The sequence below is a fragment of the Acinetobacter sp. A2 genome, assembly GCF_048537555.1.
Taxonomy (GTDB): domain Bacteria; phylum Pseudomonadota; class Gammaproteobacteria; order Pseudomonadales; family Moraxellaceae; genus Acinetobacter.
In genome coordinates, this window is the sequence record NZ_CP183239.1 from 1,341,150 (window position 1) to 1,365,106 (window position 23,957).

27 protein-coding genes are annotated in these 23,957 nt (G+C 41.4%); 9 read left to right on the forward strand and 18 right to left on the reverse strand.

All coding sequences use genetic code 11. The annotated features are described in order from the left end of the window. Nucleotides 1-32: 32 nt before the first annotated feature. Entirely contained in the window at nucleotides 33-641 is a 609-nt protein-coding gene (locus ACNS8M_RS06260) for a TetR/AcrR family transcriptional regulator (RefSeq protein WP_168418267.1), read from the reverse strand. 434 nt (nucleotides 642-1,075) lie between these two features. On the opposite strand from ACNS8M_RS06260, the gene ACNS8M_RS06265 reads away from it, so the two are divergent. Further along, a complete protein-coding gene (locus ACNS8M_RS06265) occupies nucleotides 1,076-2,245 on the forward strand; it encodes a thiolase family protein (RefSeq protein WP_168461134.1) in 1,170 nt (389 codons plus the stop codon). Nucleotides 2,246-2,338: 93 nt separating this feature from the next. On the opposite strand, the gene pcaD is transcribed toward ACNS8M_RS06265, so the two are convergent. The 12 genes from pcaD to ACNS8M_RS06325 form a co-directional block, all read right to left on the reverse strand. Beyond that, entirely contained in the window at nucleotides 2,339-3,115 is a 777-nt protein-coding gene (gene pcaD / locus ACNS8M_RS06270) for a 3-oxoadipate enol-lactonase (protein WP_419225293.1), read from the reverse strand. Nucleotides 3,116-3,190: 75 nt separating this feature from the next. Continuing rightward, nucleotides 3,191-4,396 carry a 3-oxoadipyl-CoA thiolase gene (pcaF, locus tag ACNS8M_RS06275; protein WP_194558217.1) on the reverse strand — a complete coding sequence of 402 codons (1,206 nt, stop codon included), beginning with the start codon at nucleotides 4,394-4,396 and terminating at the stop codon, nucleotides 3,191-3,193. A 176-nt stretch (nucleotides 4,397-4,572) separates the two neighbouring features. Then, entirely contained in the window at nucleotides 4,573-5,223 is a 651-nt protein-coding gene (locus ACNS8M_RS06280; protein ID WP_168418271.1) for a 3-oxoacid CoA-transferase subunit B, read from the reverse strand. 22 nt (nucleotides 5,224-5,245) lie between these two features. Then, a complete protein-coding gene (locus ACNS8M_RS06285; RefSeq protein ID WP_104851986.1) occupies nucleotides 5,246-5,932 on the reverse strand; it encodes a 3-oxoacid CoA-transferase subunit A in 687 nt (228 codons plus the stop codon). Nucleotides 5,933-5,959: 27 nt separating this feature from the next. Then, a complete protein-coding gene (gene benE / locus ACNS8M_RS06290; RefSeq protein ID WP_168418272.1) occupies nucleotides 5,960-7,180 on the reverse strand; it encodes a benzoate/H(+) symporter BenE in 1,221 nt (406 codons plus the stop codon). Between the two features lie 59 nt (nucleotides 7,181-7,239). Next, nucleotides 7,240-8,025, reverse strand: coding sequence for a benzoate diol dehydrogenase BenD (benD, locus tag ACNS8M_RS06295; protein WP_160241299.1), 786 nt, complete (start codon nucleotides 8,023-8,025; stop codon nucleotides 7,240-7,242). 38 nt (nucleotides 8,026-8,063) lie between these two features. Continuing rightward, nucleotides 8,064-9,080: a benzoate 1,2-dioxygenase electron transfer component BenC gene (benC, locus tag ACNS8M_RS06300; protein ID WP_419225294.1), complete on the reverse strand. Its 1,017-nt coding sequence runs from the start codon at nucleotides 9,078-9,080 to the stop codon at nucleotides 8,064-8,066. A gap of 93 nt (nucleotides 9,081-9,173) precedes the next feature. Further along, nucleotides 9,174-9,665, reverse strand: coding sequence for a benzoate 1,2-dioxygenase small subunit (gene benB / locus ACNS8M_RS06305; RefSeq protein ID WP_131261937.1), 492 nt, complete (start codon nucleotides 9,663-9,665; stop codon nucleotides 9,174-9,176). After that, nucleotides 9,662-11,050 (reverse strand): benzoate 1,2-dioxygenase large subunit, encoded by a 1,389-nt coding sequence (gene benA / locus ACNS8M_RS06310; RefSeq protein WP_131261936.1) that lies wholly within the window; start codon nucleotides 11,048-11,050, stop codon nucleotides 9,662-9,664. Before benA ends, benB begins: the two co-directional genes overlap by 4 nt. Before the next feature lie 74 nt (nucleotides 11,051-11,124). Next, nucleotides 11,125-12,045 carry a catechol 1,2-dioxygenase gene (gene catA / locus ACNS8M_RS06315; protein ID WP_131261935.1) on the reverse strand — a complete coding sequence of 307 codons (921 nt, stop codon included), beginning with the start codon at nucleotides 12,043-12,045 and terminating at the stop codon, nucleotides 11,125-11,127. Between the two features lie 154 nt (nucleotides 12,046-12,199). Next, nucleotides 12,200-12,490 (reverse strand): muconolactone Delta-isomerase, encoded by a 291-nt coding sequence (gene catC, locus ACNS8M_RS06320; protein ID WP_168418274.1) that lies wholly within the window; start codon nucleotides 12,488-12,490, stop codon nucleotides 12,200-12,202. A gap of 13 nt (nucleotides 12,491-12,503) precedes the next feature. Then, entirely contained in the window at nucleotides 12,504-13,613 is a 1,110-nt protein-coding gene (locus ACNS8M_RS06325; RefSeq protein ID WP_104851981.1) for a muconate/chloromuconate family cycloisomerase, read from the reverse strand. Nucleotides 13,614-13,729: 116 nt separating this feature from the next. On the opposite strand from ACNS8M_RS06325, the gene ACNS8M_RS06330 reads away from it, so the two are divergent. The 3 genes from ACNS8M_RS06330 (at nucleotide 13,730) to ACNS8M_RS06340 (ending at nucleotide 17,768) form a co-directional block, all read left to right on the forward strand. After that, nucleotides 13,730-14,644, forward strand: a complete 915-nt coding sequence (locus ACNS8M_RS06330; protein ID WP_419225295.1) for a LysR substrate-binding domain-containing protein — start codon at nucleotides 13,730-13,732, stop codon at nucleotides 14,642-14,644. A gap of 292 nt (nucleotides 14,645-14,936) precedes the next feature. After that, nucleotides 14,937-16,310 carry an MFS transporter gene (locus ACNS8M_RS06335; RefSeq protein ID WP_168418276.1) on the forward strand — a complete coding sequence of 458 codons (1,374 nt, stop codon included), beginning with the start codon at nucleotides 14,937-14,939 and terminating at the stop codon, nucleotides 16,308-16,310. A gap of 108 nt (nucleotides 16,311-16,418) precedes the next feature. Then, a complete protein-coding gene (locus ACNS8M_RS06340; protein ID WP_419225296.1) occupies nucleotides 16,419-17,768 on the forward strand; it encodes a DcaP family trimeric outer membrane transporter in 1,350 nt (449 codons plus the stop codon). Nucleotides 17,769-17,852: 84 nt separating this feature from the next. Here the strand turns inward: ACNS8M_RS06340 and ACNS8M_RS06345 are convergent, their stop codons facing one another. Beyond that, nucleotides 17,853-19,283 (reverse strand): PLP-dependent aminotransferase family protein, encoded by a 1,431-nt coding sequence (locus tag ACNS8M_RS06345; RefSeq protein ID WP_419225297.1) that lies wholly within the window; start codon nucleotides 19,281-19,283, stop codon nucleotides 17,853-17,855. Nucleotides 19,284-19,496: 213 nt separating this feature from the next. Here ACNS8M_RS06345 and ACNS8M_RS06350 point away from each other — a divergent pair, with 213 nt between their 5' ends. The 5 genes from ACNS8M_RS06350 to ACNS8M_RS06370 all read left to right on the forward strand — a co-directional run bounded on the left by ACNS8M_RS06350 (nucleotide 19,497) and on the right by ACNS8M_RS06370 (nucleotide 22,438). Continuing rightward, nucleotides 19,497-19,649, forward strand: coding sequence for a hypothetical protein (locus tag ACNS8M_RS06350; RefSeq protein ID WP_168461126.1), 153 nt, complete (start codon nucleotides 19,497-19,499; stop codon nucleotides 19,647-19,649). Between the two features lie 219 nt (nucleotides 19,650-19,868). Beyond that, a complete protein-coding gene (locus tag ACNS8M_RS06355) occupies nucleotides 19,869-20,756 on the forward strand; it encodes a DMT family transporter (protein ID WP_419225328.1) in 888 nt (295 codons plus the stop codon). A 140-nt stretch (nucleotides 20,757-20,896) separates the two neighbouring features. Continuing rightward, the gene (locus ACNS8M_RS06360) at nucleotides 20,897-21,274 is read left to right on the forward strand and encodes a hypothetical protein (protein WP_168418280.1); all 378 of its coding nucleotides are present in this window, start codon (nucleotides 20,897-20,899) and stop codon (nucleotides 21,272-21,274) included. Continuing rightward, on the forward strand, nucleotides 21,264-21,707 hold the full coding sequence (locus tag ACNS8M_RS06365; RefSeq protein ID WP_252726304.1) for a hypothetical protein: 444 nt from the start codon (nucleotides 21,264-21,266) through the stop codon (nucleotides 21,705-21,707). The genes ACNS8M_RS06360 and ACNS8M_RS06365 overlap by 11 nt, the downstream gene beginning before the upstream one ends. A gap of 233 nt (nucleotides 21,708-21,940) precedes the next feature. Beyond that, nucleotides 21,941-22,438, forward strand: a complete 498-nt coding sequence (locus ACNS8M_RS06370; protein WP_168525818.1) for a winged helix-turn-helix transcriptional regulator — start codon at nucleotides 21,941-21,943, stop codon at nucleotides 22,436-22,438. Between the two features lie 54 nt (nucleotides 22,439-22,492). Here ACNS8M_RS06370 and ACNS8M_RS06375 read toward each other — a convergent pair whose 3' ends face one another. From ACNS8M_RS06375 to tusD, 4 genes are read right to left on the reverse strand one after another with little or no spacing between them, the layout of a single operon-like run. After that, complete coding sequence (locus tag ACNS8M_RS06375) at nucleotides 22,493-22,816, reverse strand: TusE/DsrC/DsvC family sulfur relay protein (protein WP_419225298.1); 324 nt, start codon at nucleotides 22,814-22,816, stop codon at nucleotides 22,493-22,495. A 57-nt stretch (nucleotides 22,817-22,873) separates the two neighbouring features. Then, nucleotides 22,874-23,158, reverse strand: coding sequence for a hypothetical protein (locus ACNS8M_RS06380; RefSeq protein WP_168461122.1), 285 nt, complete (start codon nucleotides 23,156-23,158; stop codon nucleotides 22,874-22,876). A gap of 32 nt (nucleotides 23,159-23,190) precedes the next feature. Continuing rightward, nucleotides 23,191-23,541, reverse strand: coding sequence for a hypothetical protein (locus ACNS8M_RS06385; RefSeq protein WP_168418284.1), 351 nt, complete (start codon nucleotides 23,539-23,541; stop codon nucleotides 23,191-23,193). A gap of 44 nt (nucleotides 23,542-23,585) precedes the next feature. Continuing rightward, the gene (gene tusD, locus ACNS8M_RS06390) at nucleotides 23,586-23,954 is read right to left on the reverse strand and encodes a sulfurtransferase complex subunit TusD (protein ID WP_168461121.1); all 369 of its coding nucleotides are present in this window, start codon (nucleotides 23,952-23,954) and stop codon (nucleotides 23,586-23,588) included. Nucleotides 23,955-23,957 lie beyond the last annotated feature (3 nt).

The following is a 23,957-nucleotide window of genomic DNA, read 5'->3' on the forward strand; positions in this document are numbered from 1 at the left end:
ACTTTGGGATTTTTTTTGTTCCTAGAGTATGGCTAAGCAATAGAAGATACTTTATCTGGCGTCATTAGCGCTTGATTGATATACAACTTAATTAAACGCTCACGTGAACCGATCGCTTTTTGATAATGCGTAGAATTGAGTAATAACGAAGCACCATAAGTCACTGTCCAAATATAAGACAGATAATCACGAATAGACATGGCACTGTTAAATGATTCCAGATAAGCTTGTGTAATATCTTTAATTTCTAGAATCCGTTGCTCACGTACATCATACAGTTGTTCAAACAACTCATTCAGTTTACGCTCGTTATTGGTCAGTCGCTCTTCAATGGAATGCAGTAAAATCGTGCGATTGGAATTGAGCATGTTATACAGCATGTATTGCGATACATAAGTTTTAAAATGGTCACGATATTTTTTGGAAATTTCCAGCAAGCGCTGTTCATTTAAAATAATCAGTTCCAAATACAGCTGGTTTTTGCTCTTAAAATATTTATAAATTGTGCCTTTGGCGATGTCTAATTCTGCAGCCAGTTCACTTAGCGTAATCTCATTATGATTTTCAAGTAATAAAATTTCAGCCATTGCCAAAATTTTCTCTTTGCGACGTCGGAAATTTTCTTGGCGTAGGGTCGTCATTGAATAGTCCAAATACAACAAATCTAACAAAGTTGCAGTCTAAAACAGTTTTGTATGCTTGCAAATAGCACCAAGGTCTTGAAACCCGATACAAATGATTGGTTAAAAATACCTATGTATTTACGGATGACGGATTACGTGAAAAATAGCACAATCCATAACTGAAATTTGTTGTCAATAAAACTGAACCAAAGAGGTCATTTTGGTGAAATAAAATTGGATTCTATAACGTTTTATTCTATTTTTCTGGGAGTAGCAGTAAAAGCTAAACGCTAATCAAGCTCATAATTCAGCCATTTGCCTGAATATCAGTTGATCTTTTGATTTACATTTAACGTGATTTACTTTGAAACCCACAGGGATGTTATTAAAAGCGAATTAAAGTGTGGCTTTTACGCGAAGAACTTAAAAAGACGGTAATAAGGGAATAAAAAATGATTGTCATTGTAGATGCTGTACGTACCGCAATGGGCGGATTTCAAGGTTCATTGGCCAGTTGTACTGCACCCGATTTAGGCGCTGTCGCGATTCAGCAAGCGGTTGCCCGTTCAGGCTTATGTGCAACAGATATTGATGAAGTAATTTTTGGTTGTGTACTGCCAGCAGGTTTAAAACAAGGGCCTGCGCGTCAGGCGATGCGTCAGGCAGGTTTACCCGACAGCACAGGTGCAACCACCATCAATAAAATTTGTGGTTCTGGGATGAAAGCGGTGATGCAGGCTGCAGATGCAATTCAGGCGGGTTCAGCGCAAATTGTGGTTGCAGGTGGTATGGAGTCTATGTCAAATGCGCCGTATTTGTTAGATAAAGCACGTGCGGGCTTTCGCATGGGGCATGGCAAAGTCACAGACCACATGTTTCAGGAAGGTTTAGAAGATGCTGAAACAGGCTTGTCGATGGGTGTATTGGCGCAAGAAATGGCAGACAAGAAAAATTACACCCGTGAACAACAAGATGAATATGCCATTCGCTCTTTAAATCGTGCGGTAGATGCGATTCAAAACGGTTATTTTAAAAATGAAATTGTACCTGTGACCGTAACAAGCCGTAAGGGTGAGGTAGTAATTGATCAGGATGAGCAGCCTTTAAATGCTAAGGTCGATAAAATTGCCAGTTTACGTCCTGCATTTAAAAAAGATGGCACGATTACAGCCGCCAATGCCAGTTCAATTTCAGACGGTGCATCCGCGTTAGTCATTACCTCAGATACAGTTGCAGCAGAACGTGGATTGCAGCCATTGGCGAAGGTTGTGGCATACGCGACTAATTCACAGCATCCCTCTGAGTTTACCATTGCTCCTGTAGGCGCGATTCAAAAAGTGCTAGATAAAGCAGGTTGGTCTGTTGCAGATGTAGACTTATGGGAAATTAACGAAGCCTTTGCCATGGTGACGATGTTGGCAATAGATGCCTTCGATTTAGACCCTGCTAAAGTGAATATTCAGGGCGGAGCGTGTGCTTTAGGGCATCCTTTGGGTTCTTCAGGCTCACGTATTATTGTGACGCTCATTCATGCACTTAAACGAATTGGTGCGAAAAAAGGCATTGCGTCATTGTGTATTGGTGGCGGTGAAGCAACAGCAATTGCTGTGGAGCTAGTTTAAGCCCAGTCTGTCTAATTTGCGTATTCCTCTATAAAAAAATAGAGCTCTCGAAAGAGCTCTATTTTGAATAATCTATATTTTTTAAAGTGGCAATTATTGGATAAATTGCTTCACCGCTTGGTTAAATTCATTTGGCAATTCCACATTAGAAATGTGCGATGCATTGATTTCAAACAATTGGCTGTTGGCAATACGTTCAACCATAAACTGACCATCTGCAACTGTAGTGACAGGGTCTTGCTGACCAGCAACCACTAAAACAGGCACAGTAATGTCTTTGAGTTGTTTGCGTACATCCGCTTTAGCCAAAGCTTCGCAACAGCTCGCATAACCTTCGGCGCTGCCAGCTGCCAAGTCGTTTTGAAGATTGTTGACCACTGTCGCGTTGCTTTGGATAAAGGGTTCAGTAAACCAGCGTGATGCTGCAGTAGATGCAATCGGTTGCAGACCTTGTTCACGTACCAATGCAGCACGGTCATTCCAAGCCTGTTCCTGACCAATTTTTGCTGCAGTATTACACACCACCACCTGATTAAAGCGCTCTGGACGATGAATCGCTAACCATTGACCTGTCAAACCACCCATGGAAATACCACAGAAAGCCGCTTTTTCAATATTCAAGTGGTCAAGTAGATTTACAACGTCTTGACCCAATTGATCAATGCTATATGGCCCTTGTGGCGCAGATGAAGCACCATGACCACGGGTGTCATAACAAATCACAAAGAAATCTTGCTGGAAAAAATCAATCTGTGCTTGCCACATTTTGAAGTTGGTTCCGAGCGAGTTTGAAAAAATCAGTGCAGGTTTTGCAGCATCACCAAAAGTTTGGTAATTGATTTGTGCATCATTTGATGTAAATGTTGGCATTTTTTATATCCTAGGCTTTTTTAATCCTCTTTCCTCCCTCCTTGAATCAAGGAGGGAGGAAAGAGCATTCAGCGATTAAACACGTTCAATGATCAAAGCAATACCTTGACCGACACCAATACACATTGAACATAGACCGTATTTACCGCCTGTTTGTTCAAGTTGGTTCAGTGCAGTCGTCACCAGACGCGCACCTGATGCACCTAGTGGGTGACCTAGAGCAATTGCGCCACCATTTGGATTGACTTTTTCTGAACCATCTTCAATACCCAAATCACGGGTACAAGCCAAAGCTTGTGCTGCAAAGGCTTCGTTCAGTTCAATCACATCCATTTGCTCAAGGCTCAAACCTGTTTGTGCCAATAATTTTTTAATGGCAGGTGCAGGACCAAAACCCATAATGCGTGGTTCAACACCCACAACAGTCGAACCAATAATTTTGGCACGTGGTTTTAAACCGTGTTGTGCTACCGCTTCTTCAGATGCAATCAGTAGGGCAGCTGCACCATCGTTAATGCCTGACGCATTACCCGCAGTTACAGTACCTTCAGCTTTTACTACAGGCTTCAATTTTGCCAAAGCTTCTGCTGTGGTTGATGCACGCGGGTGCTCGTCTGTAGATACAACTACAGGTTCACCTTTACGTTGTGGAATTTCCACCGCAATAATTTCTTTATCAAAGAAACCACGTGCTTGTGCAGCTGCTGTACGTTGCTGGCTAGTTAAAGCAAACAAGTCTTGATCGGCACGGTTAATATTGAACTGTTCCGCTACGTTTTCAGCGGTTTGCGGCATAGTTTCTACGCCGTACATTTCTTTAAGTTTTGGGTTAATGAAACGCCAGCCCATAGTGGTGTCTTCAATTTTCTGACTACGACCATAAGCAGATTCTGATTTGCCCATTACAAATGGTGCGCGGCTCATTGATTCTACACCGCCTGCAATAATTAAGTTGGCTTCACCTGCTTTAATTGCACGTGCAGCCATTGCAATAGCGTCAAGCGATGAGCCACATAAACGGTTCACAGTGGTTGCAGGCACTTGGTACGGTAAACCTGCTAAAAGTGCAGACATACGACCTACGTTACGGTTATCTTCACCAGCTTGGTTGGCACAGCCGTAAATCACGTCATCAACCAGTTCCCATTTAACTGATGGGTTGCGTTGCATAAGGGCTTTGATTGGGAGAGCGCCTAAGTCATCTGCACGTAAAGGTGCTAAACCACCTGCATAACGACCAAATGGGGTACGGATGGCATCAATGATATATGCGTTTTTCATGGAGTATTCTCTTCTTTATAAAGTTCCCTCTCCTTTGAAGGAGAGGGTTAGGGAGAGGATGTTTGGAAATTCCCTTCATCATAACCTTCGCCCTGAGCCATATATGGCGCAAGAGAAGGAACGTTCAATCTCTATTCAATGCGTCGTTTAAAATAGCGATGTCTGTCTATTTATACTCATTGAGTCGCATCAATCAGTTTAGCGCCAGTTAAAGATTGCAGCTCTTCAAAGCTTAAGCCTTCAACTTTCTCAATCACTTTCATGCCTTCATCTGTCACGTCAATCACACACAAGTCTGTGTAAATGCGGTCTACACATTTTAAACCTGTAGCAGGATAAGTCAGTTCAGCCACAATTTTAGCTTCGCCTTTTTTGGTCACGTGGTCAGTCGTAATAAAGACTTTTTTCGCACCAACGGCCAAGTCCATTGCACCACCTACGGCAGGAATGGCATCTGGCGCGCCAGTGTGCCAGTTTGCTAAGTCGCCATTTTCAGCGACTTGGAATGCACCTAGTACTGCGATGTCTAAGTGACCACCACGCATCATGGCAAATGAGTCACCATGATGGAAGAATGAACCGCCTGTGAGCATGGTGACGAACTCTTTACCCGCGTTGATCAGTTCAGGGTCTTCTTCGCCTGCAGGTGGTGGTGGACCAAATGCCAATAAACCATTTTCAGAGTGTAAGAATACGTCTTTGTCTGAAGGCAGGTAGTTAGAAATTTTAGTTGGTAAGCCAATGCCAAGGTTGACATAAGCACCGTCTGGAATGTCTTGCGCCACACGTTCAGCAATTTGATCACGTGTTAATTTGGTATAGCTCATGATGTTCTCCTTCACGTGACAGTTATGCAGATTGTTCAGGTTGTTTTGCGCCAACGGCAACAACGTGCTGAACAAAAATACCTGGGGTGATAATGTGTTCAGGGTCTAACGCACCCAACTCTACCACTTCAGAAACTTGCGCAATGGTCACATCTGCCGCCATAGCCATGATTGGGCCAAAGTTACGTGCAGATTTGCGGTACACCAAGTTGCCCCAACGGTCGCCTTGCTGTGCTTTAATTAAAGCAAAGTCCGCACGAATTGGGTTTTCAAGAACGTAATCTTTACCTTCATAATTTAGGGTTGGTTTGCCTTCTGCAAGCAACGTACCAAAACCTGTAGGGGTGTAGATTGGCCCTAAGCCCATACCAGCAGCCTGAATACGGCATGCCAAGTTACCTTGTGGCACAAGTTCAAGTTCGATTTTGCCTGCACGATACAACTCATCAAACACCCAAGAGTCAGACTGACGTGGGAATGAACAGATGATTTTACGTACTGCACCCGCTTTGAGTAATTTAGCCAAACCGTAGTCGCCATTACCTGCGTTGTTGTTCACAATAATTAAATCTTTGATGCCAAGTTCAATCAAACCATCAATGAGTTCCGCTGGTTGACCTGCGGTACCAAAACCACCAATCATGATGGTTGAACCATCTTTAATTTGCGAAAGAACTTCTGTTAAAGAAGTTTGACTTTTATCAATCATAATGTGTCCTAGACAATTGCCTGTCCATTAACTTTTGGAACTTTGAGTTGAAGGTAGGGGCGCTGCTGAGTTGTCACGTTTGGTTAAAACCAAATGAGCGATCAAACCAATACAGATCCCCCAAAATACAGAACTTAGCCCTAAAAACTGCATGCCAGAGGCGGTTGCTAAAAAGGTGATGAGGGCTGCATCACGTTGTGATTCCTGACCCATTGCAACAGAAATATTGGTGGCAATAGCACCTAACAGTGCCAGACCCGCCAAAGCTGCAATCAGTTCTTTGGGCAATAAGCTAAATAGCATGACGATGCTACCTGCAAATAACCCACCTAAAATATAGAAAATACCGTTTGCCACACCTGCGATATAGCGCTTTTCTTTCAGTTCATGTGCATCTTTACCTAAACATAATGCTGCGGTAATTGAGGCAAGTACAATGGTAATACCTCCCACACACGCCACCGCAAGCGAAGCAATACTGGTCGCGCTGATGATCGGTTTGGCTGGCATGTCATAACCGCTGATTTTCATAATTGCCATACCTGGTAAAAACTGTCCAGACAGGCTGACTAAAATCAAAGGTAATGCAAGGTTAAGCGTAGAATTCCATGTCCATTCAGGCGCAATAAACTGTGGAATTGCCAAACTAAAATTGGTATTGACTGGGTTGATTTGACCAAACATTAAGCTCAGTACAATTCCTGCTGCCAATACCCAAATCATTGCATAGCGAGGACTGAAACGTTTCGCCAGTAAAAATACTGCCAACATGCCAAATACAATATAGGGCATGCTGTCGCTTGCAGTAAATAAACCTAAACCAAACTGCACCAAAATTCCCGCCATCATGCCTGCGGCAACTTCTTTGGGAATCCATGACAAAAGTTTGTCAAAATAACCTGTAATTCCAATCAAAAAAATCACCACGGCAGAGGTGATGTAAGCAGCAACGGCTTCATTTAAAGAAATATCTGGAAACAGCGTTACCAGTAAGGCTGTACCCGGTGCAGACCAAGCGGTCACCACAGGTACTTTATACTTAATTGATAAAAAGATACCTGCGACTGCAGCACCAATAGAAATTCCCCAAATCCATGAAATCATCATGTCTGGGGAAACTTGGGCTTGCTGTGCTGCCTGAAAAAAGATGATCAATGGACCCGAATAGGAGATCAGCACTGCTAAGAATCCTGCAACAGTGGCTGAAATTGACCAGTCATTTTTTAAAGTTTGGAACAGGTGACTCATTGAATATTTGCCTCCTTGCATCAAGCAATGATCCTGTTAAAGTTGGTCATGATCTTGGCTTAACCCTGATCACCACCACCTACAGGTACAACAGTACCTGTCATGTACGATGATTCATCAGAAGCAAGGAATAAAATAGCATTCACTTGTTCCTGAATAGTGCCGTAACGACCCAAGAAAGTACGATCAATTGTTTGATCTACAACTTCTTGCATCCACGCTTGTTCTGATTCAGAAAGCGGGTTGGCGTTACGTGGTACTTTGCGTGGTGGTGCTTCAGTGCCGCCTGTGGCAATTGCATTGACACGAATACCGTCTTTGGCGTGTTCAAAGGCAAGGGAAGCGGTTAAGCCATTCACACCGCCTTTTGAAGCCGAATACGGCACACGGTTAATACCACGTGTTGCAATAGAAGATACGTTTACAATCGTACCTTTTTGATTCTTAATCATTTCTGGCAACACGGCACGGCAGCACCATAGGGTTGGGAACAATGAACGATTCACTTCCTTGATAATTTCTTCTTCAGAAAATTCTTGGAAAGGTTTCATCCAAATTGCGCCACCGACGTTGTTGATGAGTACATCGACACGGCCATAGGTATCGAGTGCTTTTGCAACAACAGATTCTGCGCCTGCAAAAGTTTCAAGATTGGCTTTTACAGTAACAGCATCGCCACCAAGCTCTTCAATTTCAGCCAACACTTCTTCTACATAAGGAGAAAGGTCAGCCATGACTACTTGTGCGCCTTCGCTAGCCACTTGTAAAGCCACACCGCGACCAATGCCTTGAGCGGCACCAGTCACGATTACAACTTTGTTTTCAAATCTTTTTGAGCGATTCATTGTATTCTCCGACTATGTTTCTAGACTGTCTAACAAACTTAGTTGGCAGAGAATTTTTCAAATAGGAAGCTTGCAGGTTTAACACCTTCTGCATCTAACCAGCCACGTACCGCTTCTACCATTGGCACTGGACCACATAGGTAGATGTCTACATCACCACCGTTGAGCCATTCGTTTTCGATATGGCCAGTCACGTAACCTTTACGCTCATGTGCAGATTCTGGATTTGCCACTACAGTGCGATACTCGAACCAAGAGAATTTTTCTTGTAGTTCGTTTAATTTTTCAATTGCGACTAAGTCAAAGTCATTGGTCACACCAAAGACTAAACGTACAGGGTGCTCAGAACCTTTTTCTTCAAGCACTTGCAGCATAGACATAAATGGCGCAATACCTGTACCACCCGCTAACATCACCACAGGGCGTGCTACATTACGTAGGTAGAAGCTACCAAATGGACCAGTAAAGGTCATTTTGTCGCCAGCTTTAGCGTTTTGGCTTAAGAATTCGCTCATTTTTCCGTTTGGTACGTTACGTACCACAAAGCCAGTTAAGCGGTTACCAGGCTTAGAGCTGAAAGAATACGAACGAGTTTCTGTTGTACCAGGAATACCCACATTCACATATTGACCTGCAAGGAAGTGAATGTCTGGTTGACCTTCATCTAACTGAATATCAAAGGTAATAGTCGAGTCAGATAAGTTTTCAACACGTGTCAATGTACCTTCAAATGCATGAATTTCAGTTTTACATACATCAGAAGTGGCTTGAATTTGGAATACTGCGTCTGAAGTTGGTTTACATTGGCATGCAAGAATATAGCCTTGTTCAGCTTCTTCTGGTGTCAATGCATCTTCAATATAAGTTTCTTCAGGCATGTCATACGAACCTGATTCACAAAACGCACGGCACGTTCCACATGCACCGTCACGGCAGTCCAAAGGAATATTGATCTTTTGACGGTAAGCTGCGTCTGACAGTGTTTCACCATCTGTAACAGAAATAAAACGTGTAACGCCATCTTCAAATTGAAGTGCAACATTGTGGTTTGACATGGCTGAATATCCTATAGAAATCTTTAAAACTTGACCTTTCAGCCAAAATTCCATCTGGCTGAAAGGTTTACCTAGCTGTAAATCAATACAGTCTTAGAGGTGATAAATGTCGATTACTTGGTTGATGTAATCGTTTTTCAGCACCACGTACTTGCTTAAAATTTGTGGTTTGTCGCCAGAAAAGTCGATTTCGTAGCGTGACATACCAAAGTAGCTGTAGTTGGTTTTGTAACGGAAACTCAAGGTGTTCCAGTTAAAACGTACAGTCACTTTATCGCCATCACGTTCAACAATTTCAATGTTGTTGATGTTGTGGCTCGTACGTGTGTCTGGCATGGTTGCAGACGAACGTTCAGTTTTGATACGGAACACACGGTCTTCCAAACCTTGACGGTCTGGGTAGTAAATCAAAGAGATTTCAGACTGTGGATCTGTAGTTAATTGGTCATCGTCATCCCAAGCTGGCATCCAGAAAGAAGCAGTAGGAGCGTAGCACTGTAACCACTCATCCCATTGCTCATCATCTAAAAAGCGAGCTTCTTGATAAAGGAACTGTGCAACTTTTTCTAAAGTGATGTCGCTCATGCGTTTTCTCCTTCAGTAGATGCCGCAATTTCTTTTTCAGTTGCGATGCCTTGTTTGATGAGTTCTAACCAGTGTTGGTGCTGAGCAAGGTATAAACCTTCGTCTTCAGTTTTAATACCAGAAAGTTTTGGTTTTAAACCAATTTCGTTGGCTGCATCGTCTGGACCTTGGATCCAGTGCTTAGAGCCACGGCACATATCGTTCCACTCAAGTGCGATACCTGCGTAACCTGCTTGACATGCACGGAATTCTTCAAGATCGTCTGGGGTTGCCATACCTGATGCGTTAAAGAAATCTTCGTATTGACGGATACGGCGTGCGCGTGCTTCTGGCTCTTCACCCACAGGTGCGATACAGTAAATAGTCACTTCAGTCTTATCTACAGACAGCGGACGTAACACACGAATTTGTGAACCGAACTGATCCATGAAGTACACGTTTGGATATAGACACAAGTTACGTGAACGTTCGATCATCCATTTCGCCATCGCTTCACCGTATTGCTCGGTGTATTCATCTTTCTTGGCAAAGTTAGGACGGTCTTCTGGGTTAGCCCATTGTGTCCAAAGTAGCATGTGACCATTTTCAAAGCCGTAAGAACCACCGCCTTGTTTGCCCCATGAACCTGCGCTCATAGCACGAATGTTGTCGCCAGCTTCTTTTTCTTTACGTTGCTGAGTTGTTGCAGCGTAGTTCCAGTGTACTGCTGACACGTGGTAACCATCGGCACCGTTTTCAGCAGTTAACTTCCAGTTACCTTCATAGGTGTAAGTTGAAGAACCACGTAAAACTTCAAGACCTTGTTGTGATTGACCTACAATCATGTCAATGATTTTAGTTGCTTCACCTAGGTATTCTTCTAAAGAAGGAACATCTGGGTTTAAGCTACCAAACAAGAAACCTTTATAGCTTTCAAAACGGGCAACTTTTTTCAAGTCGTGTGAACCGTCTTTGTTGAAGCAATCTGAATAACCCGCATCGGCAGGGTCTTTCACTTTTAACAACTTACCAGAGTTGTTGAAAGTCCAACCGTGGAATGGGCAAGTATAAGTTGCTTTGTTACCACGCTTGTAACGACATAACTGTGCACCACGGTGTGAACACGCATTGATCATGGCATTTAATTCGCCATTGCGGTTACGTGCAATGATGATTGGCTGACGGCCAATGTAAGTGGTGTAGTAGTCATTGTTGTTTGGAATTTGGCTTTCGTGTGCCAAATAAACCCAGTTGCCTTCAAAAATGTATTTCATTTCTAGGTCAAACAGGGCTTGGTCTGTGAATACTGAACGGTGTAGTTTAAATTCACCAGATTCAAAATCATCAACCAATAGCTCATCAATGCGGTCTAAGTGGCTGGTGTTAATTACAGGAATACGAGGCATGTCCTTTCTCCGACTTTCCAAGGAGGGGAAGTCATCGGGATGAATCTAATGATTGCATCCCGATTCCATTCAATTTATGCGCTTGCGCGGCGACGTTCAACTTCAGTAGAAGGAGCACCTTCTTTATCTTTCTGAAGAACAACGTTGAATTGGATGTATTTGAAAGGACCTTTCAAACCACGACGTGCGATTTCAGCTTCGTCAGTTACGTCTACAGCTTCAGCAACTAGACCTTCACGAGTACCGAATGCGAAGTCGTCCCAAAGGTATTTATCACCTTCGATGTTGAACTGAGTCGTAAGCTTACGGTAGCCAGGTGCAGAGATGAAGTAGTGCACGTGTGCTGGACGTTGACCGTGACGAGAGATTTGGTTCAATACACCTTGAAGTGGACCTTCAGGGTTTAAGCCATAACCTACAGGCATAGTTGTTTGAGCAACATATTGACCTTTTTCATCAGCTAAGATTGAGCGACGTAGGTTGAAGTGGCTTTGTGACTTATCAAAGAATGAATAGTTACCGTGGCTGTTTGCATGCCATACTTCAACTTTAGCACCAGGAATGATGTTGCCGTCAGTGTCAGTTACTGTACCGTCAATGATTAAAGTAGGGATTTTGCCTTCTTCAGAACCATCGTCCATACGAGCAAAACCAGTAGATTCAGGCGCACCAGCAACATACAATGGACCTTCAATTGTACGAGGCGTACCACCAGTCAAGCCTGCTTTCGCGTCAGCTTCGTCAGCACGTAAGTCTAGGAAGTGTTCAAGACCTACAGCAGAACCCATCAATGCAAACTCATCAGCTTTTGCAATATCAATGATAGTTTCAATACCTTTCCAAACTTCTGATTGGCTTAAATCTAAGTCTTCAATCGCTTGGAATAAATCTGTAACTAAACGAACAAGTACCTGTTGTACACGTGCATTTACTGGACCTTCTGAAGTGTCCACGTTACAAGCTTTAACTACATTTTCAATGGTTTGACGATCCATTTTGTTACTCCTTAGAGGTGTGCGCTGTGGTGGCGAATATCTCTGGACTTAAATAAAGAGATATTTAGCTGCCACATTCCTTGTTTACTTGGTGTTAAATATGTGTATTTCTTTGGTGCTGGAATAAATGACTTATTCCAGTACTTGTGTTGTATCAGGTGTCATCTTCACGAATTGAAGATGGGTGGCGGTTCAATGCCATCACTTCAATATTCATGTAAGGGTAGAGTGGAAGACCTTGTAAAATGTTGTGCAGTTCTTCGTTGCTCTCTACATCAAAAATACTGATGTTTGAATATTGGCCAGTAATACGCCAAATATGACGCCACTTGCCTTGATGCTGTAATTCCTGTGAATAGGCTTTTTCAACGGCTTTGATTTCGTTGGCTGTTTCAGCTGGCATATCCAATGGAATGTTTACATCCATACGTACGTGGAAAAGCATGGGTTTCTCCTAATTACTGACGACGCAAGTTGTCAATTTTGTCTTCATCCAGTTCAATGCCTAGACCTGCACCTGTTGGAAGGTGTAATTCAAAGTCTTGGTACTGAAGCGGAGTTTTTAAAATTTCTTCTGTTAGCAGCAATGGGCCAAATAATTCAGTGCCATAAGCTAAATTTTGGAAGGTAGAGAACACGTGTGCAGATGCAATTGTGCCTACAGGGCCTTCAAGCATGGTGCCGCCATATAGGTCGATACCTGCCAACTGTGCAATCGTTGCCACTTCACAGCCTTCAATCAGACCAGCAGACTGTGCAACTTTTACTGCAAAAACAGATGCCGCATTGCGTTTCGCTAATTGATAAGCACTTTGTGGGCCCATCAATGATTCGTCTGCCATGATGGCAATATCAAATTTGCGAGTTAAACGCTCCATGGCATCAATGTTGTCAATTGCACATGGCTGTTCAATCAGGTCTACACCACCATCTTGTAGAAGTTGGATACCTTTAATGGCTTCAAGTTCTGACCAAGCACGGTTAACGTCTACACGAATAGAAACGTCTTTACCTAAAGCTTGTTTAATGGCTAATACGTGTTCAACGTCTTGCTCTACAGGGCGTGAACCGATTTTGAGTTTGAAAGTGTTGTGGCGTTTTGCCGCAATCATTTTTTGCGCTTCAGCAATGTCTTTTTCTGTATCGCCAGATGCAAGCACCCATAACACAGGAACAGAGTTGCGTAGACGACCACCTAAAATTTCACTTAAAGGTTGGTTTAAGCGTTGTGCTTGAATATCTAATAAAGCAGTTTGAATGGCACATTTCGCAAAACGGTTACCATTGATATTCTTTTTAATGACCTGTAAAGTTTGCGCAACGTTCAAGCCAGCTAAAGTTTTTAGCAATGGTGCGAAATATGTTTCAATATTGGTTTTCACACTTTCTGGGCTTTCTTCACCATAGCCCAAGCCACCAATTGTGGTCGCTTCACCCCAGCCAACAAAACCATCTTCAGTGGTGATTTTGACTAATACCAGGGTTTGGGTTTGCATGGTTGCAACCGCCATCTTATGTGGACGGATGGTTGGTATTTCCACCAGCAAAGTTTCTACTGACTTATACATGGTTTGCCCTTCATATCATTGCTTTATTACAGTTATGTGATATACCTTAAAAGAATAAATTGCATTGGTCGAAGATCAAATTTGCATTTTTTTATACTTAAAAGGTATTTTGAGCTATGGAACTCAGACATTTACGTTATTTTGTTGCTGTTGTAGAAGAGCAAAGTTTCACCAAGGCAGCAGAAAAACTCTTTATTGCTCAACCACCTTTGAGCAGACAGATCCAAAATTTAGAACAAGAACTTGGAATTCAACTATTTGAGCGCGGTAGCAGACCGCTTAAGACCACGGAAGCAGGCCAATTTTTTTACCAGCATGCTGTTAAACTTTTGTCTAATGCTGAAGAAATTAAGTCGATGACTAAACGGGTAGGTATTGCTGATCGTACCGTGACTATTGGCTTTGTTGGTTCTTTATTGTTCGGTTTATTGTCAAGAATTGTATATTTGTTTAAGCAGCAGCATCCGCATCTAAAGATAGAAATGGTGGAAATGACCACCAATGACCAGATTCAAGCCTTAAAAGAAGGACGTATAGATGTCGGATTTGGTCGTTTGCGTATTTCCGATCCTGCGGTGAAACGCATACTGTTGCGTGAAGAAAGATTAATGGTTGCGGTGCATTCAAGTCATCCTTTTGCGATGCAAAAAGAAGGGGTGTATTTGGCCGATGTTGTTGATCAGCAACTATTTTTATATCCGAATCACAATAAACCTAACTTCTCTACGCAAATTCGTGGTGTGTTTTCTGAGTATGGACTAGAGCCAAGGAAAACTCGTGAAGTACGTGAACTGCAACTGGCTTTAGGCTTTGTTGCGGCTGGTGAAGGGGTGTGTCTGGTTCCTGAAAGTGCTGAAAATATTCATTTAGCACATTTGCATTTTATACCTGTTTTAGATGAGGCGGCGGTGAGTCCAGTCTTTATGGCTATTCGTAACATGGATGAAAGTGAAGATATTCGTTCTTTATTTGACTGCATCTATCAAGTTTATGACTTGGAAGCTGTGACCTATGACCGTAGTGTATTCTAATAAATTTAATTTAAATCAATGGATTGAGAATTAAATCACACATTAATTTATTGTGCTTTTTATTTGTATTTGCCGTCATCTGAATTAGAGAGAAAAACTTTTTCACTATTTCTGATGACGGCATTTTTTATACACTTTCTATTTTATTTTTATAAATATCAATAATTTATATTTTCTTAGACTTTTTAGGTATGCATCCATGCCTATTCAGTTTTGGACAAATTTTAACTTCTTATTCATTGTGTGCATCTGAGTTGGAGTAACGGACTTCACAATTAGGAGGTGAAGCAAGATGCAAAGCAATAAAATTAATATCAATACCTTGATTGATGATGCCAAGTTCACGCCATTCCATTGGGGCGTATTGTTTTGGTGTCTGATGATCATTATTTTTGACGGTTATGATTTAGTCATTTATGGGGTTGCATTGCCGCTGCTCATGCAAGAGTGGGCTTTAAGTGCAGTTCAAGCTGGCTTACTGGCTAGTACCGCATTATTTGGCATGATGTTTGGTGCCATGACCTTCGGTACGCTTTCTGACAAATTGGGGCGTAAAAAAACCATCATGATTTGTGTGGCTATTTTCAGTGGCTTTACATTCTTAGGTGCGTTTGCAAGCAATCCAGTCGAATTTGGTATTTTACGTTTCCTTGCTGGGCTTGGTATTGGCGGGGTAATGCCAAACGTTGTGGCCCTTATGACAGAATATGCGCCTAAGCGTATTCGTAGTACTTTGGTTGCGCTGATGTTTAGTGGTTATGCCATTGGCGGTATGACTTCAGCATTGTTGGGTGCATGGTTAGTGCCAGAGTTTGGCTGGAAAATCATGTTCTACATCGCAATTATTCCATTGATGGCTTTACCATTAATTTGGAAATTCTTGCCTGAGTCACTTATGTATTTGACCAACAAGAAAGAAATTGAGCAAACTCGCAGCATTGTGCAAAAAATTTCGCCAAGCCAACAATTAAACGGTGACACTGAGTTTGTATTAAATGAAGTCACTAAAGGCGATGAAGCACCTGTAAAAGCATTGTTCCAGCAAGGCCGTATGTTCAGTACGTTCATGTTCTGGATCGCATTCTTCATGTGCTTGTTAATGGTTTATGCTTTGGGCAGCTGGTTACCAAAATTGATGATCCAAGCAGGTTATTCATTGGGAGCAAGTATGATCTTCCTATTCGCACTGAATATTGGTGGCATGATTGGCGCAATTGGTGGTGGTGCATTGGCTGACCGCTTCCATATCAAAAAAGTACTCACCATTATGTTTATCTGTGGCGCAGCAGCATTAATTCTGCTTGGCTTTAACAGTCCACAAATTGTGTTGTACACCTTAATTGCAGTTGCTGGTGCAGCAACCATTGGTTCACAAATCTTGCTTTATACTTTCGTCGCACAATATTACCCATCTACTGTACGTTCTACAGGTATGGGCTGGGCATCAGGTATTGGTCGTATCGGCGCGATCGTTGGACCAGTCTTAACTGGCGCATTATTGACCATGAATTTACCGCACCAAATGAACTTCTTTGCTATTGCGATTCCAGGTGTAATTGCTGCTTTAGCGATCTTCATGGTGAATTTAAAAGCTTCAGTAGATGCCAAAGCCCTTGCAGAGCCTGCGGTAGAAAGCAATCCAATTGCACAAAAAGCAACCCAATAATTTCTATACCTTTCAATTAATCTTTCGTCATCAATGATATAGATCGCCATCGTAAGCGATGGTGATCTGTTGCTAGAATTTGATGGCACAATAACAAGCGAGTTTAGGATGAACGCGAAAACATTAACCCAATCTTTTAATTTTCAATCTACAACGGTTCGACCAACAATGCAGCGCACGCTCATGATGAGCATGATTGCATTGAGTATGGGCGGTATGAGTGTTGCAGCTCAGGCGCAGACCCAACAGCAAACGGAAATTGAGCAACTTAGACAGGAAGTTCAAGCTTTACGTGGTCTGATAGAACAGCAAAAAGTACAAAATACGCAAACAGCAAATGCAATTGCCAATGTACAACGCAGTTCAGCAAGCCCAAGTCCGATTCTGAAAACAGCCAAAGGTGCTGAGTTTAACTTATATGGTAATGTGCGTTTAGATGCGTCTTATCAGGTTGAAGGTGGTGCTAAAGATATGCCGTATAACCAAATTAACGGCGTACCACTTGAAGGCGATAAGGAACAAAGTGATCGTTTAAGATCAACACTTTCTGCAACCCGTTTAGGTTTAGATTTTAAAAGCCCAGTGGGAGATCAAGACGTAAAAGGTAAAATTGAAGTTGACTTCTTAGGTGGAGCAAATCTTGATAATTTACGTATTCGTCATGCTTATTTGAACTACGGCAATTGGTTGATTGGTCAAACTTGGTCAAACTTTGCCATTCCTGACTATATGCCAGAAACCATTGATGCATTGGCATTTGTAGGTGGTGCGGTAAAACGTACACCTCAGGTTCGTCATACTACAAAATTTAGTCCACAAACTAATTTGGTTGTAGCAGCTGAAGACCCTAAAGATGCCACAATTAGCCAGCGTTTACCTGCATTGACAGCACGTTTAAATCATCAATTTGCAGATAATTTAAATGTTAGTGTTCGTGCTATGGGCCATGAAAAACGTGTTAATTCTGAAGAGGAAATGGCATGGGGTGTGGGCGTAGGTGCAAAATATGAAGTTGTCCCTGGCACAACCCTTAAAGCAGATTATTACCATGTTAAAGGTGATAGCAGCTTTGTATCATTTGCCAATAAAGGCGTTGCTGTAACCGCTTTAAATGATAAAGGTGCCATTACTGTAGATAGTCGTATAGCTGCACAAAGCGAATTTGATTCAATTATGGTGGGTATTACCCAAAAATTTACAGATCAAATTCACGGTACACTCGGCTATGGCTATATGAGTTTTGATAAAGACCCTAACTATATAGCTGCAACATCAGATAAAACAAGTATTAACAAAGATTTATGGCAAGGGTGGGCAAATATTTTCTATAGCCCGCGTAAACCATTAAGCTTTGGTCTTGAGTATGTCTATGGTGAACGTACTGCTTTAGAAGCTGTTAATGGCAGTAAAACAGGTGAAGACAACCGAATTAATGCAGTTGCCATTTATAACTTCTAAGTTTGAACTAAATACAAACTTTCAAAAGAGCTGAGTGAAAAACTCGGCTCTTTTTTTGTTGCGAAATATGGCATATAGATCACGTTATATTTCTAGTTGTTTGTGTGCCGTAATATGTTGCTGAATCACCTCTGCAAGTACAGTAACCGCATGTTCAATTTCTGCTGTCCAAGCAAAAGAGCAATTTAAACGGATAAAGTTTTGTTTAACGTGCTCAGAACGAAATAACTGACTTGGTGCAATACCAATCTGTTGTTGAATTAAGGCTTGATAAACTGCGTAACCATCTAAATTTATGGGCAACTCAACCCATAAAAAATAACCACTAGAATAGTAGTGAATCTTGCATGCAGGATTTAAACGTTGTTTCAGTTGTTGATAAAACACTTTTTTATGCTTTTCCAACTGACTACGTAACAGACGTACATGCTTTTCATAGTGGTGATGCGATAGAAAATCGACCAAACTATTTTGTAGTAAAGGACTTGCTGAAACTGTACTCATTAATTGCAAATGTTGAATTGCATTGGAAAATTGCCCTGCATAGACCCAGCCCACGCGTACCGCAGCACCGAGCGTTTTAGAAAAAGAAGAGCAGTGCAATACACGCTGTGTTTTATCAAAATATTTCATAGGTAGAGGTTTTTGCGCACCGTAATACAGCTCTTGATAGACATCATCTTCAATTAAATAGACTTGATATTCTTCTAATAGTTCAGCAATACGCTGTTTAATTTCATGACGCACACTAAAGCCAATCGGGTTATGACTATTTAGCATGAGCCAGCACACTTTAATTGGATATTGCTTCAATGCTTGTTCAAAGGACGCTATATCAAAACCTGAAACAGGATGTTCAGGAATGGTAATCACCTGTAAGCCTAAGCGCTCTGCAGCTTGCCAAGCACCATAAAAAATTGTTTCTTGTAATAAAATAAAATCGCCTGGTTTGGTTAAGGCTTGTAATGACAAATTTAAAGCATCTAAAGCACCTGATGTAATGACAATGTCATCTGCATGTGTGGGTATGCCTTGTAAACAGTACCGATTAGCAATAATCTTTCTTAATTCGTTATGCCCAGGTGGCATGTGGTCATGACTAAAATAGCTACTTTTTCGCTTGGCATGCTGTGCCAAAATTTGCATTAATTTGGCATTAAACAGTAATTCTGCATTGGGAAAAGCAGAACCTAAAGGACACACGGTTTCAGACTGAATGGATTTCAAATAACGAAATACCAAAGAATTCATTTGAATGTTGGAATTTAGACTTAAGCTACTGACCGTATGAACTGGCTGAGAATTAAAACGTTCTGCGACATAAAAGCCAGACTTTTGCTTGGCATACACCAACCCTTGTGCTTCAAGTTCCTGATAAGCATTTAAAACCGTCATTAAACTATAGCCACTCATGTGCGACTGTTCTCGCAATGAAGGCAATTTACTATGGGGTTTCCATGCACCATTTTCGATCAGTTGCCGAATATTCAAAGCCAGTTGTTCTGATTTATACATTGCAACATTCCGTATGCTAGGTGTTATTGCTTAAAGTGTATTTTGCTCTAATTTTAATATTAAATCATGTAATAAATCAGTATTTATATAACAGATAGGCTTGGTAGATCACTTAACTGTTATAGTTTTAAATGAATTATTTGTATCTACAGCAGTGTGCATTAGTTTTAGATAATACAAATATTCCACTTGTCTGGTCAGATCGGAGTCGATATGCAAGAAGATAATTCACCACGCAAACCGCAGAAATATGCCGATAGCAGTATTTCAGACAAAGCTTTTAAACACATGATTATTTGGTTTACCGTATATGTTGCCTTGTTCTGTATTGGGGTGGCTCTAGTGGTCAATGCCGATAAGTTTTAATGACTGTGTTTTTAATGATTGCGTATTGAACATTTAATTCAGTCATTATTTCTATTCTAAACTAAAGACATTCATTGATCGATGAATGTCTTTTTGTTTATTGCTCCAAAATATAGGCTGTAATGCTTGTAATTGGCGATTACAAAGTTAATCCGCCATCGCAAAATGAACTGAATAGGCGTAAATTATAGCGCTGCGGATCTAAGTTAGTGGTAGATGATGATTTCTAGTTGGGTGCTATTTACCTTAATGGCTGCTTTTATGCAGGCATGGCGTAATGCTTTTCAAAAACAACTTAGCACCACTGTTGATGTCTACGGCGTAACGCTCGCACGTTTTATTTTTGCTTTACCTTTTGCTGTGCTTTATTTAAATCTTTTGCAGTGGCAACAGCCTGTGCAAGTCGAGCTACAATTCAGTTCAAAGTTTTGGCTATATATAGTTATTGCTGCTATTTGCCAAATATTGGCAACCGCTTTAATGGTCAAACTTTTCCAACAGAAAAATTATGCAGTCGGTGTTGGCCTTGCCAAAAGTGAAGCGGTACTGGCCGCAATCGTCGGTGTGATTTTCTTACAGGAACATTTAAGTGCTTTGGCTTGGCTCGGTGTTGCTATTGGTGGTATCGCAGTTTTTTTACTCAGTAAAGGCAATCAGCGCAGCGACTTTTCTTTGACTACTTTGGCTATTGGAATTGGCAGTGGGCTGAGTTTTGCCGTCACCTCACTTTTAGTACGCGAAGCCAGTTTAGAACTTGATTTTTTGCCTTTTATCCACCGCGCTGCATGGGTATTGGTTTGGGTGATTGGTTTTCAATGCTGTATTTTATTGGCATATTTAGGCATTTTTAAACGACACACTTTATATGCGATGTGGCAACGTGTAGGGCTGACCTTTAAAGTCAGTATCTGTAGCTTTTTAGCGTCACTGGGTTGGTTTAGTGCGATGAGTATGCAAACAGTGGCAATTGTCAAAACACTTGGTCAAATTGAAATATTATTCAGCTTACTAATTTCTGCCTATTTCTTTAAAGAAAAACTCGCCCGAACAGACCATTGGGGGTTGGGATTAGTTATGCTAGCAGCAATGTTGGTGATTTGGGCCTAATGCACAATCATTCAACAGATCAAATCAATGTCTAAAACCTAAAATAAAAGTTTTCTCTATGCGCAATCTCGCTAGAATATCCTAAGTTTATTTATAAATATTTATGACTTCACTTCAGCGTATCAGATCAGGAAAGCCCTATGCCTAAACCACAACAAAAGCAAAAAAATACTGCATTGGCAGCATTGATTGAAGAACAGCAATTACTTTGTGAAGAATTTGGTTCAACTTATGTCGAAGTCAGTGGTGATGACGTGGTAGCAGTTGCTGTACAAACTTTAAATAAAGACCCGATAGTTGGCTTGCGTAAAAAGGCAGAAGGTGATGAGCAAGTAGCTTGGTATATCTATGGTGGTGAACTCGGTGAAGATGATGTCAACTTTGAAACCATGACCGTGCGTGAGTTACAAGACATTTTACCCGATGTACTGCCATATTTGGCTTTGGAAGAAGGCTATCGTTTTATGATAGATGCAGAAGACTATGAAGACGTATGGAAAGAAGGCGATGCATCTTAATTTTAGCGTACGGCATATCATGCAACTGAATAAAATTGGTGTTGCACTATTACTAAGCTTTTCCAGTCTGAGTTTTAGTCTTCAGGCAGCGGAAACAGCTACAGCAAAGCTTGCGAGTGAGGCAAAGCAGCCTCACAGCCATTTGTCTCAGCAAGAATATCAAGCCTTATTGAATCAATACACCCAAGTGGTGAATGACAGTAAAAAGGTATTGGATGATCCTGCTAGTCAAGCCACTGCCAATGAGCAAAAACAGGCATTTTGTGCACGTTACCAAGCCTATAAAAATATTGCAGATATTTCAGAGCGCAATCCAAATTTATATCCCGCCAGTGTCATGCTGATGGTAGCCAATCGTTACTTGGAACAACAGCATAATAGTTTGACTGCCTCGGGTATGACCGAGCAGGTTTTTTGTGCAGAAGCGAAGTAAGGTTTATCAATGCCTTTTAGCTGCATCTGCTGTTGTAGAATAGATCAATCAGTAAGCTTAGTGCTGAAATAACGCTGAATCCCCTAAATTGGGGATTTTTTTATGATGTGTTTAATTTATGCTGTATTGTGAAGTAAAACTTAAATTTATATCTGTATATGAACAAAAGTTGCTTTGCAAAATTTATAGAATCCTTTAATTTGAAAGTATTGAGTCAGAACGGACGGCTATAGATGAAGTGGGATGAAATTGGTGATCAACCGTGTTCAATTGCACGTACTTTATCGGTTATTGGTGACCGTTGGACATTGCTAATCATACGTAACGCCTTTATGGGAATGCGTCGCTTTGATGACTTTCAGCAGCATTTAGGGGTTACGCGGCATGTTTTATCTGATCGTCTAAAGCGTTTGGTGGAGCATGGCGTTTTAGTCAAAGTCCCTTATGTAGAGCGGCAAGAGCGTTTTGAATATAAACTGACTGAAAAAGGTTTAGAGTTATATCCCTTAATGCTGTCTATGGTGAAATGGGCAGATAAATGGATGGATCAAGGCTTAGGCAAACCTGTGGAATATATTCATAAAACCTGTGCCCAAAAGTTTGAGCCTATTCTAGTCTGTTCAGCATGTGGTGAAGCGTTACATGCCAAACAGGTAAAACCATTTCTGACGCCTGTGTATTATCATGCCATTCAGGCACAGCAAAACCTAAAAGATGCGCAAGAAGCCTAGAACATTAAAGGCAAAAAGCGATCAATTATTTCGATTTAACAATCATAAAAAATGCTATAAGCAGTTGGCAGGTTTGGGAATACCCGCTAAGCGACTCAAATGACGTGCAACCAAACCAGTGTTAAATTTTTCCTGTAAAACGGCATTGTTAATTTTTGGGCCAACCGTTTTCATTAAAAACTTAATTAAAGGTCGAGTCGCAGGCGAGTGCCCAAACTGCTGATAAAACTGACGTACCGCTTGCAGTACCTGAAAATGCCATGCAGTTAACTCAAGGTCTAAACTATTTGCCAGTTGTTGTGCGACATGTTCATCCCAAATGGTGTAATCCAATAAATGTCCATCTTGGTCTAGTTCGAGAGTTGTGTTTTGGTTCATAAATGCGAAAACTCTATATCTTCGTTTTTTAGGTCTTTGGTAAAATATTACAAACAGTTATTTTAAACTGATACAGCGTTGCTGTGCCAAACACAGGTCTGCAAAAGCGACATAATCTAAAACTTGTATATTGGCAGCCAGGTGACCATTCAGCATTTGTGCATCATGCTCTAACATATAAATTTTGTCTAAACCTGCACATATAGCATGAGTTTGATGCAGCACTGCACCACCCATTAAAACTACAGAATCTTGTGGGGCATAGAGCGCTTGGAGTTGTTCCAAAACTGCAGGTGTACTCGAAAAACTAGACTGGACTAAATATAACTGTGCTTCAGACATACGATGCTCGATTCATTTTAAGTTAAGGCAAATTACCAATATAAAACCCGATCAAAACTTTGAATCAATGCGCGATTCAGCTCAACCAACTCAATTTCATGTGGTGTATTTTGTACAAAAGCCGATTGAGCATGCTTACTTTCTATCAAAATAGGACTCAGATCGTAAAATTCAAAGCTATCGACCAAGTTGGACGCAAGCTTAAAGGCGTGTTGTAGCGAGTCAAAAGCAAGGTCAGATTGCAACAAACTCAAGGCAGCGTCTTGCAATAAGACTTTGACTTCACAACCAAAAGTGGCCAAAACCATCGTTGCTGACAAGCTTTCATGGACTTGCAGACTGCTTAAATTGGCCTGACGTAAAATAACGAGTACAGTTTTCACACAATTTACCTTTTAAATGCAACACATGGTTAATAACAGATTGCTTAGAATTGAATCAGGCGTTCTGTACTTTGCACAGCATCGGCCAATTCGCCCAAGCCTACTAATTCAAAGCCTTTGGCTAAATTGTGTTGGCTGAGTTGGTGGCGTTTGGCATTCTCTGCATCGCAGATTCCTCGTGCTAGGGCAGCACTGACACATACTGGTAAACGAATGCCCAATTTTTGCCATTCAGTTTTCAGGTTGCGTTGATCGTCAGGTACCCATTGCAATTCGTTCGCCACAGCAACGCCATCTTGATAGAAAAACACACGAAATGCTTCATTTTTGTGTTGTAAAGCTTGGGCAAGCCCCAGTGCATGCCACGCATGAATGGAGGTTGGTGCAGAGGTTATTAGTAATAAGGTACTCATCAA

What these genes read in the sequence shown, in the direction of transcription:
- ACNS8M_RS06325 (WP_104851981.1), bottom strand. Translation starts at nt 13,613, where the DNA reads ATGTATAAGTCAGTAGAAACTTTGCTGGTGGAAATACCAACCATCCGT.
- ACNS8M_RS06355 (WP_419225328.1), top strand. Translation starts at nt 19,869, where the DNA reads ATGATTTCTAGTTGGGTGCTATTTACCTTAATGGCTGCTTTTATGCAG.
- ACNS8M_RS06340 (WP_419225296.1), top strand. Translation starts at nt 16,419, where the DNA reads ATGAACGCGAAAACATTAACCCAATCTTTTAATTTTCAATCTACAACG.
- ACNS8M_RS06335 (WP_168418276.1), top strand. Translation starts at nt 14,937, where the DNA reads ATGCAAAGCAATAAAATTAATATCAATACCTTGATTGATGATGCCAAG.
- benE (WP_168418272.1), bottom strand. Translation starts at nt 7,180, where the DNA reads ATGAGTCACCTGTTCCAAACTTTAAAAAATGACTGGTCAATTTCAGCC.
- benD (WP_160241299.1), bottom strand. Translation starts at nt 8,025, where the DNA reads ATGAATCGCTCAAAAAGATTTGAAAACAAAGTTGTAATCGTGACTGGT.
- ACNS8M_RS06265 (WP_168461134.1), top strand. Translation starts at nt 1,076, where the DNA reads ATGATTGTCATTGTAGATGCTGTACGTACCGCAATGGGCGGATTTCAA.
- ACNS8M_RS06370 (WP_168525818.1), top strand. Translation starts at nt 21,941, where the DNA reads ATGAAGTGGGATGAAATTGGTGATCAACCGTGTTCAATTGCACGTACT.
- pcaF (WP_194558217.1), bottom strand. Translation starts at nt 4,396, where the DNA reads ATGAAAAACGCATATATCATTGATGCCATCCGTACCCCATTTGGTCGT.
- tusD (WP_168461121.1), bottom strand. Translation starts at nt 23,954, where the DNA reads ATGAGTACCTTATTACTAATAACCTCTGCACCAACCTCCATTCATGCG.
- ACNS8M_RS06380 (WP_168461122.1), bottom strand. Translation starts at nt 23,158, where the DNA reads ATGTCTGAAGCACAGTTATATTTAGTCCAGTCTAGTTTTTCGAGTACA.
- ACNS8M_RS06375 (WP_419225298.1), bottom strand. Translation starts at nt 22,816, where the DNA reads ATGAACCAAAACACAACTCTCGAACTAGACCAAGATGGACATTTATTG.
- ACNS8M_RS06330 (WP_419225295.1), top strand. Translation starts at nt 13,730, where the DNA reads ATGGAACTCAGACATTTACGTTATTTTGTTGCTGTTGTAGAAGAGCAA.
- ACNS8M_RS06280 (WP_168418271.1), bottom strand. Translation starts at nt 5,223, where the DNA reads ATGAGCTATACCAAATTAACACGTGATCAAATTGCTGAACGTGTGGCG.
- benA (WP_131261936.1), bottom strand. Translation starts at nt 11,050, where the DNA reads ATGCCTCGTATTCCTGTAATTAACACCAGCCACTTAGACCGCATTGAT.
- pcaD (WP_419225293.1), bottom strand. Translation starts at nt 3,115, where the DNA reads ATGCCAACATTTACATCAAATGATGCACAAATCAATTACCAAACTTTT.
- benB (WP_131261937.1), bottom strand. Translation starts at nt 9,665, where the DNA reads ATGAGCGACATCACTTTAGAAAAAGTTGCACAGTTCCTTTATCAAGAA.
- ACNS8M_RS06360 (WP_168418280.1), top strand. Translation starts at nt 20,897, where the DNA reads ATGCCTAAACCACAACAAAAGCAAAAAAATACTGCATTGGCAGCATTG.
- ACNS8M_RS06350 (WP_168461126.1), top strand. Translation starts at nt 19,497, where the DNA reads ATGCAAGAAGATAATTCACCACGCAAACCGCAGAAATATGCCGATAGC.
- benC (WP_419225294.1), bottom strand. Translation starts at nt 9,080, where the DNA reads ATGTCAAACCACAATGTTGCACTTCAATTTGAAGATGGCGTTACACGT.
- ACNS8M_RS06345 (WP_419225297.1), bottom strand. Translation starts at nt 19,283, where the DNA reads ATGTATAAATCAGAACAACTGGCTTTGAATATTCGGCAACTGATCGAA.
- ACNS8M_RS06260 (WP_168418267.1), bottom strand. Translation starts at nt 641, where the DNA reads ATGACGACCCTACGCCAAGAAAATTTCCGACGTCGCAAAGAGAAAATT.
- catC (WP_168418274.1), bottom strand. Translation starts at nt 12,490, where the DNA reads ATGCTTTTCCACGTACGTATGGATGTAAACATTCCATTGGATATGCCA.
- ACNS8M_RS06365 (WP_252726304.1), top strand. Translation starts at nt 21,264, where the DNA reads ATGCATCTTAATTTTAGCGTACGGCATATCATGCAACTGAATAAAATT.
- ACNS8M_RS06285 (WP_104851986.1), bottom strand. Translation starts at nt 5,932, where the DNA reads ATGATTGATAAAAGTCAAACTTCTTTAACAGAAGTTCTTTCGCAAATT.
- catA (WP_131261935.1), bottom strand. Translation starts at nt 12,045, where the DNA reads ATGGATCGTCAAACCATTGAAAATGTAGTTAAAGCTTGTAACGTGGAC.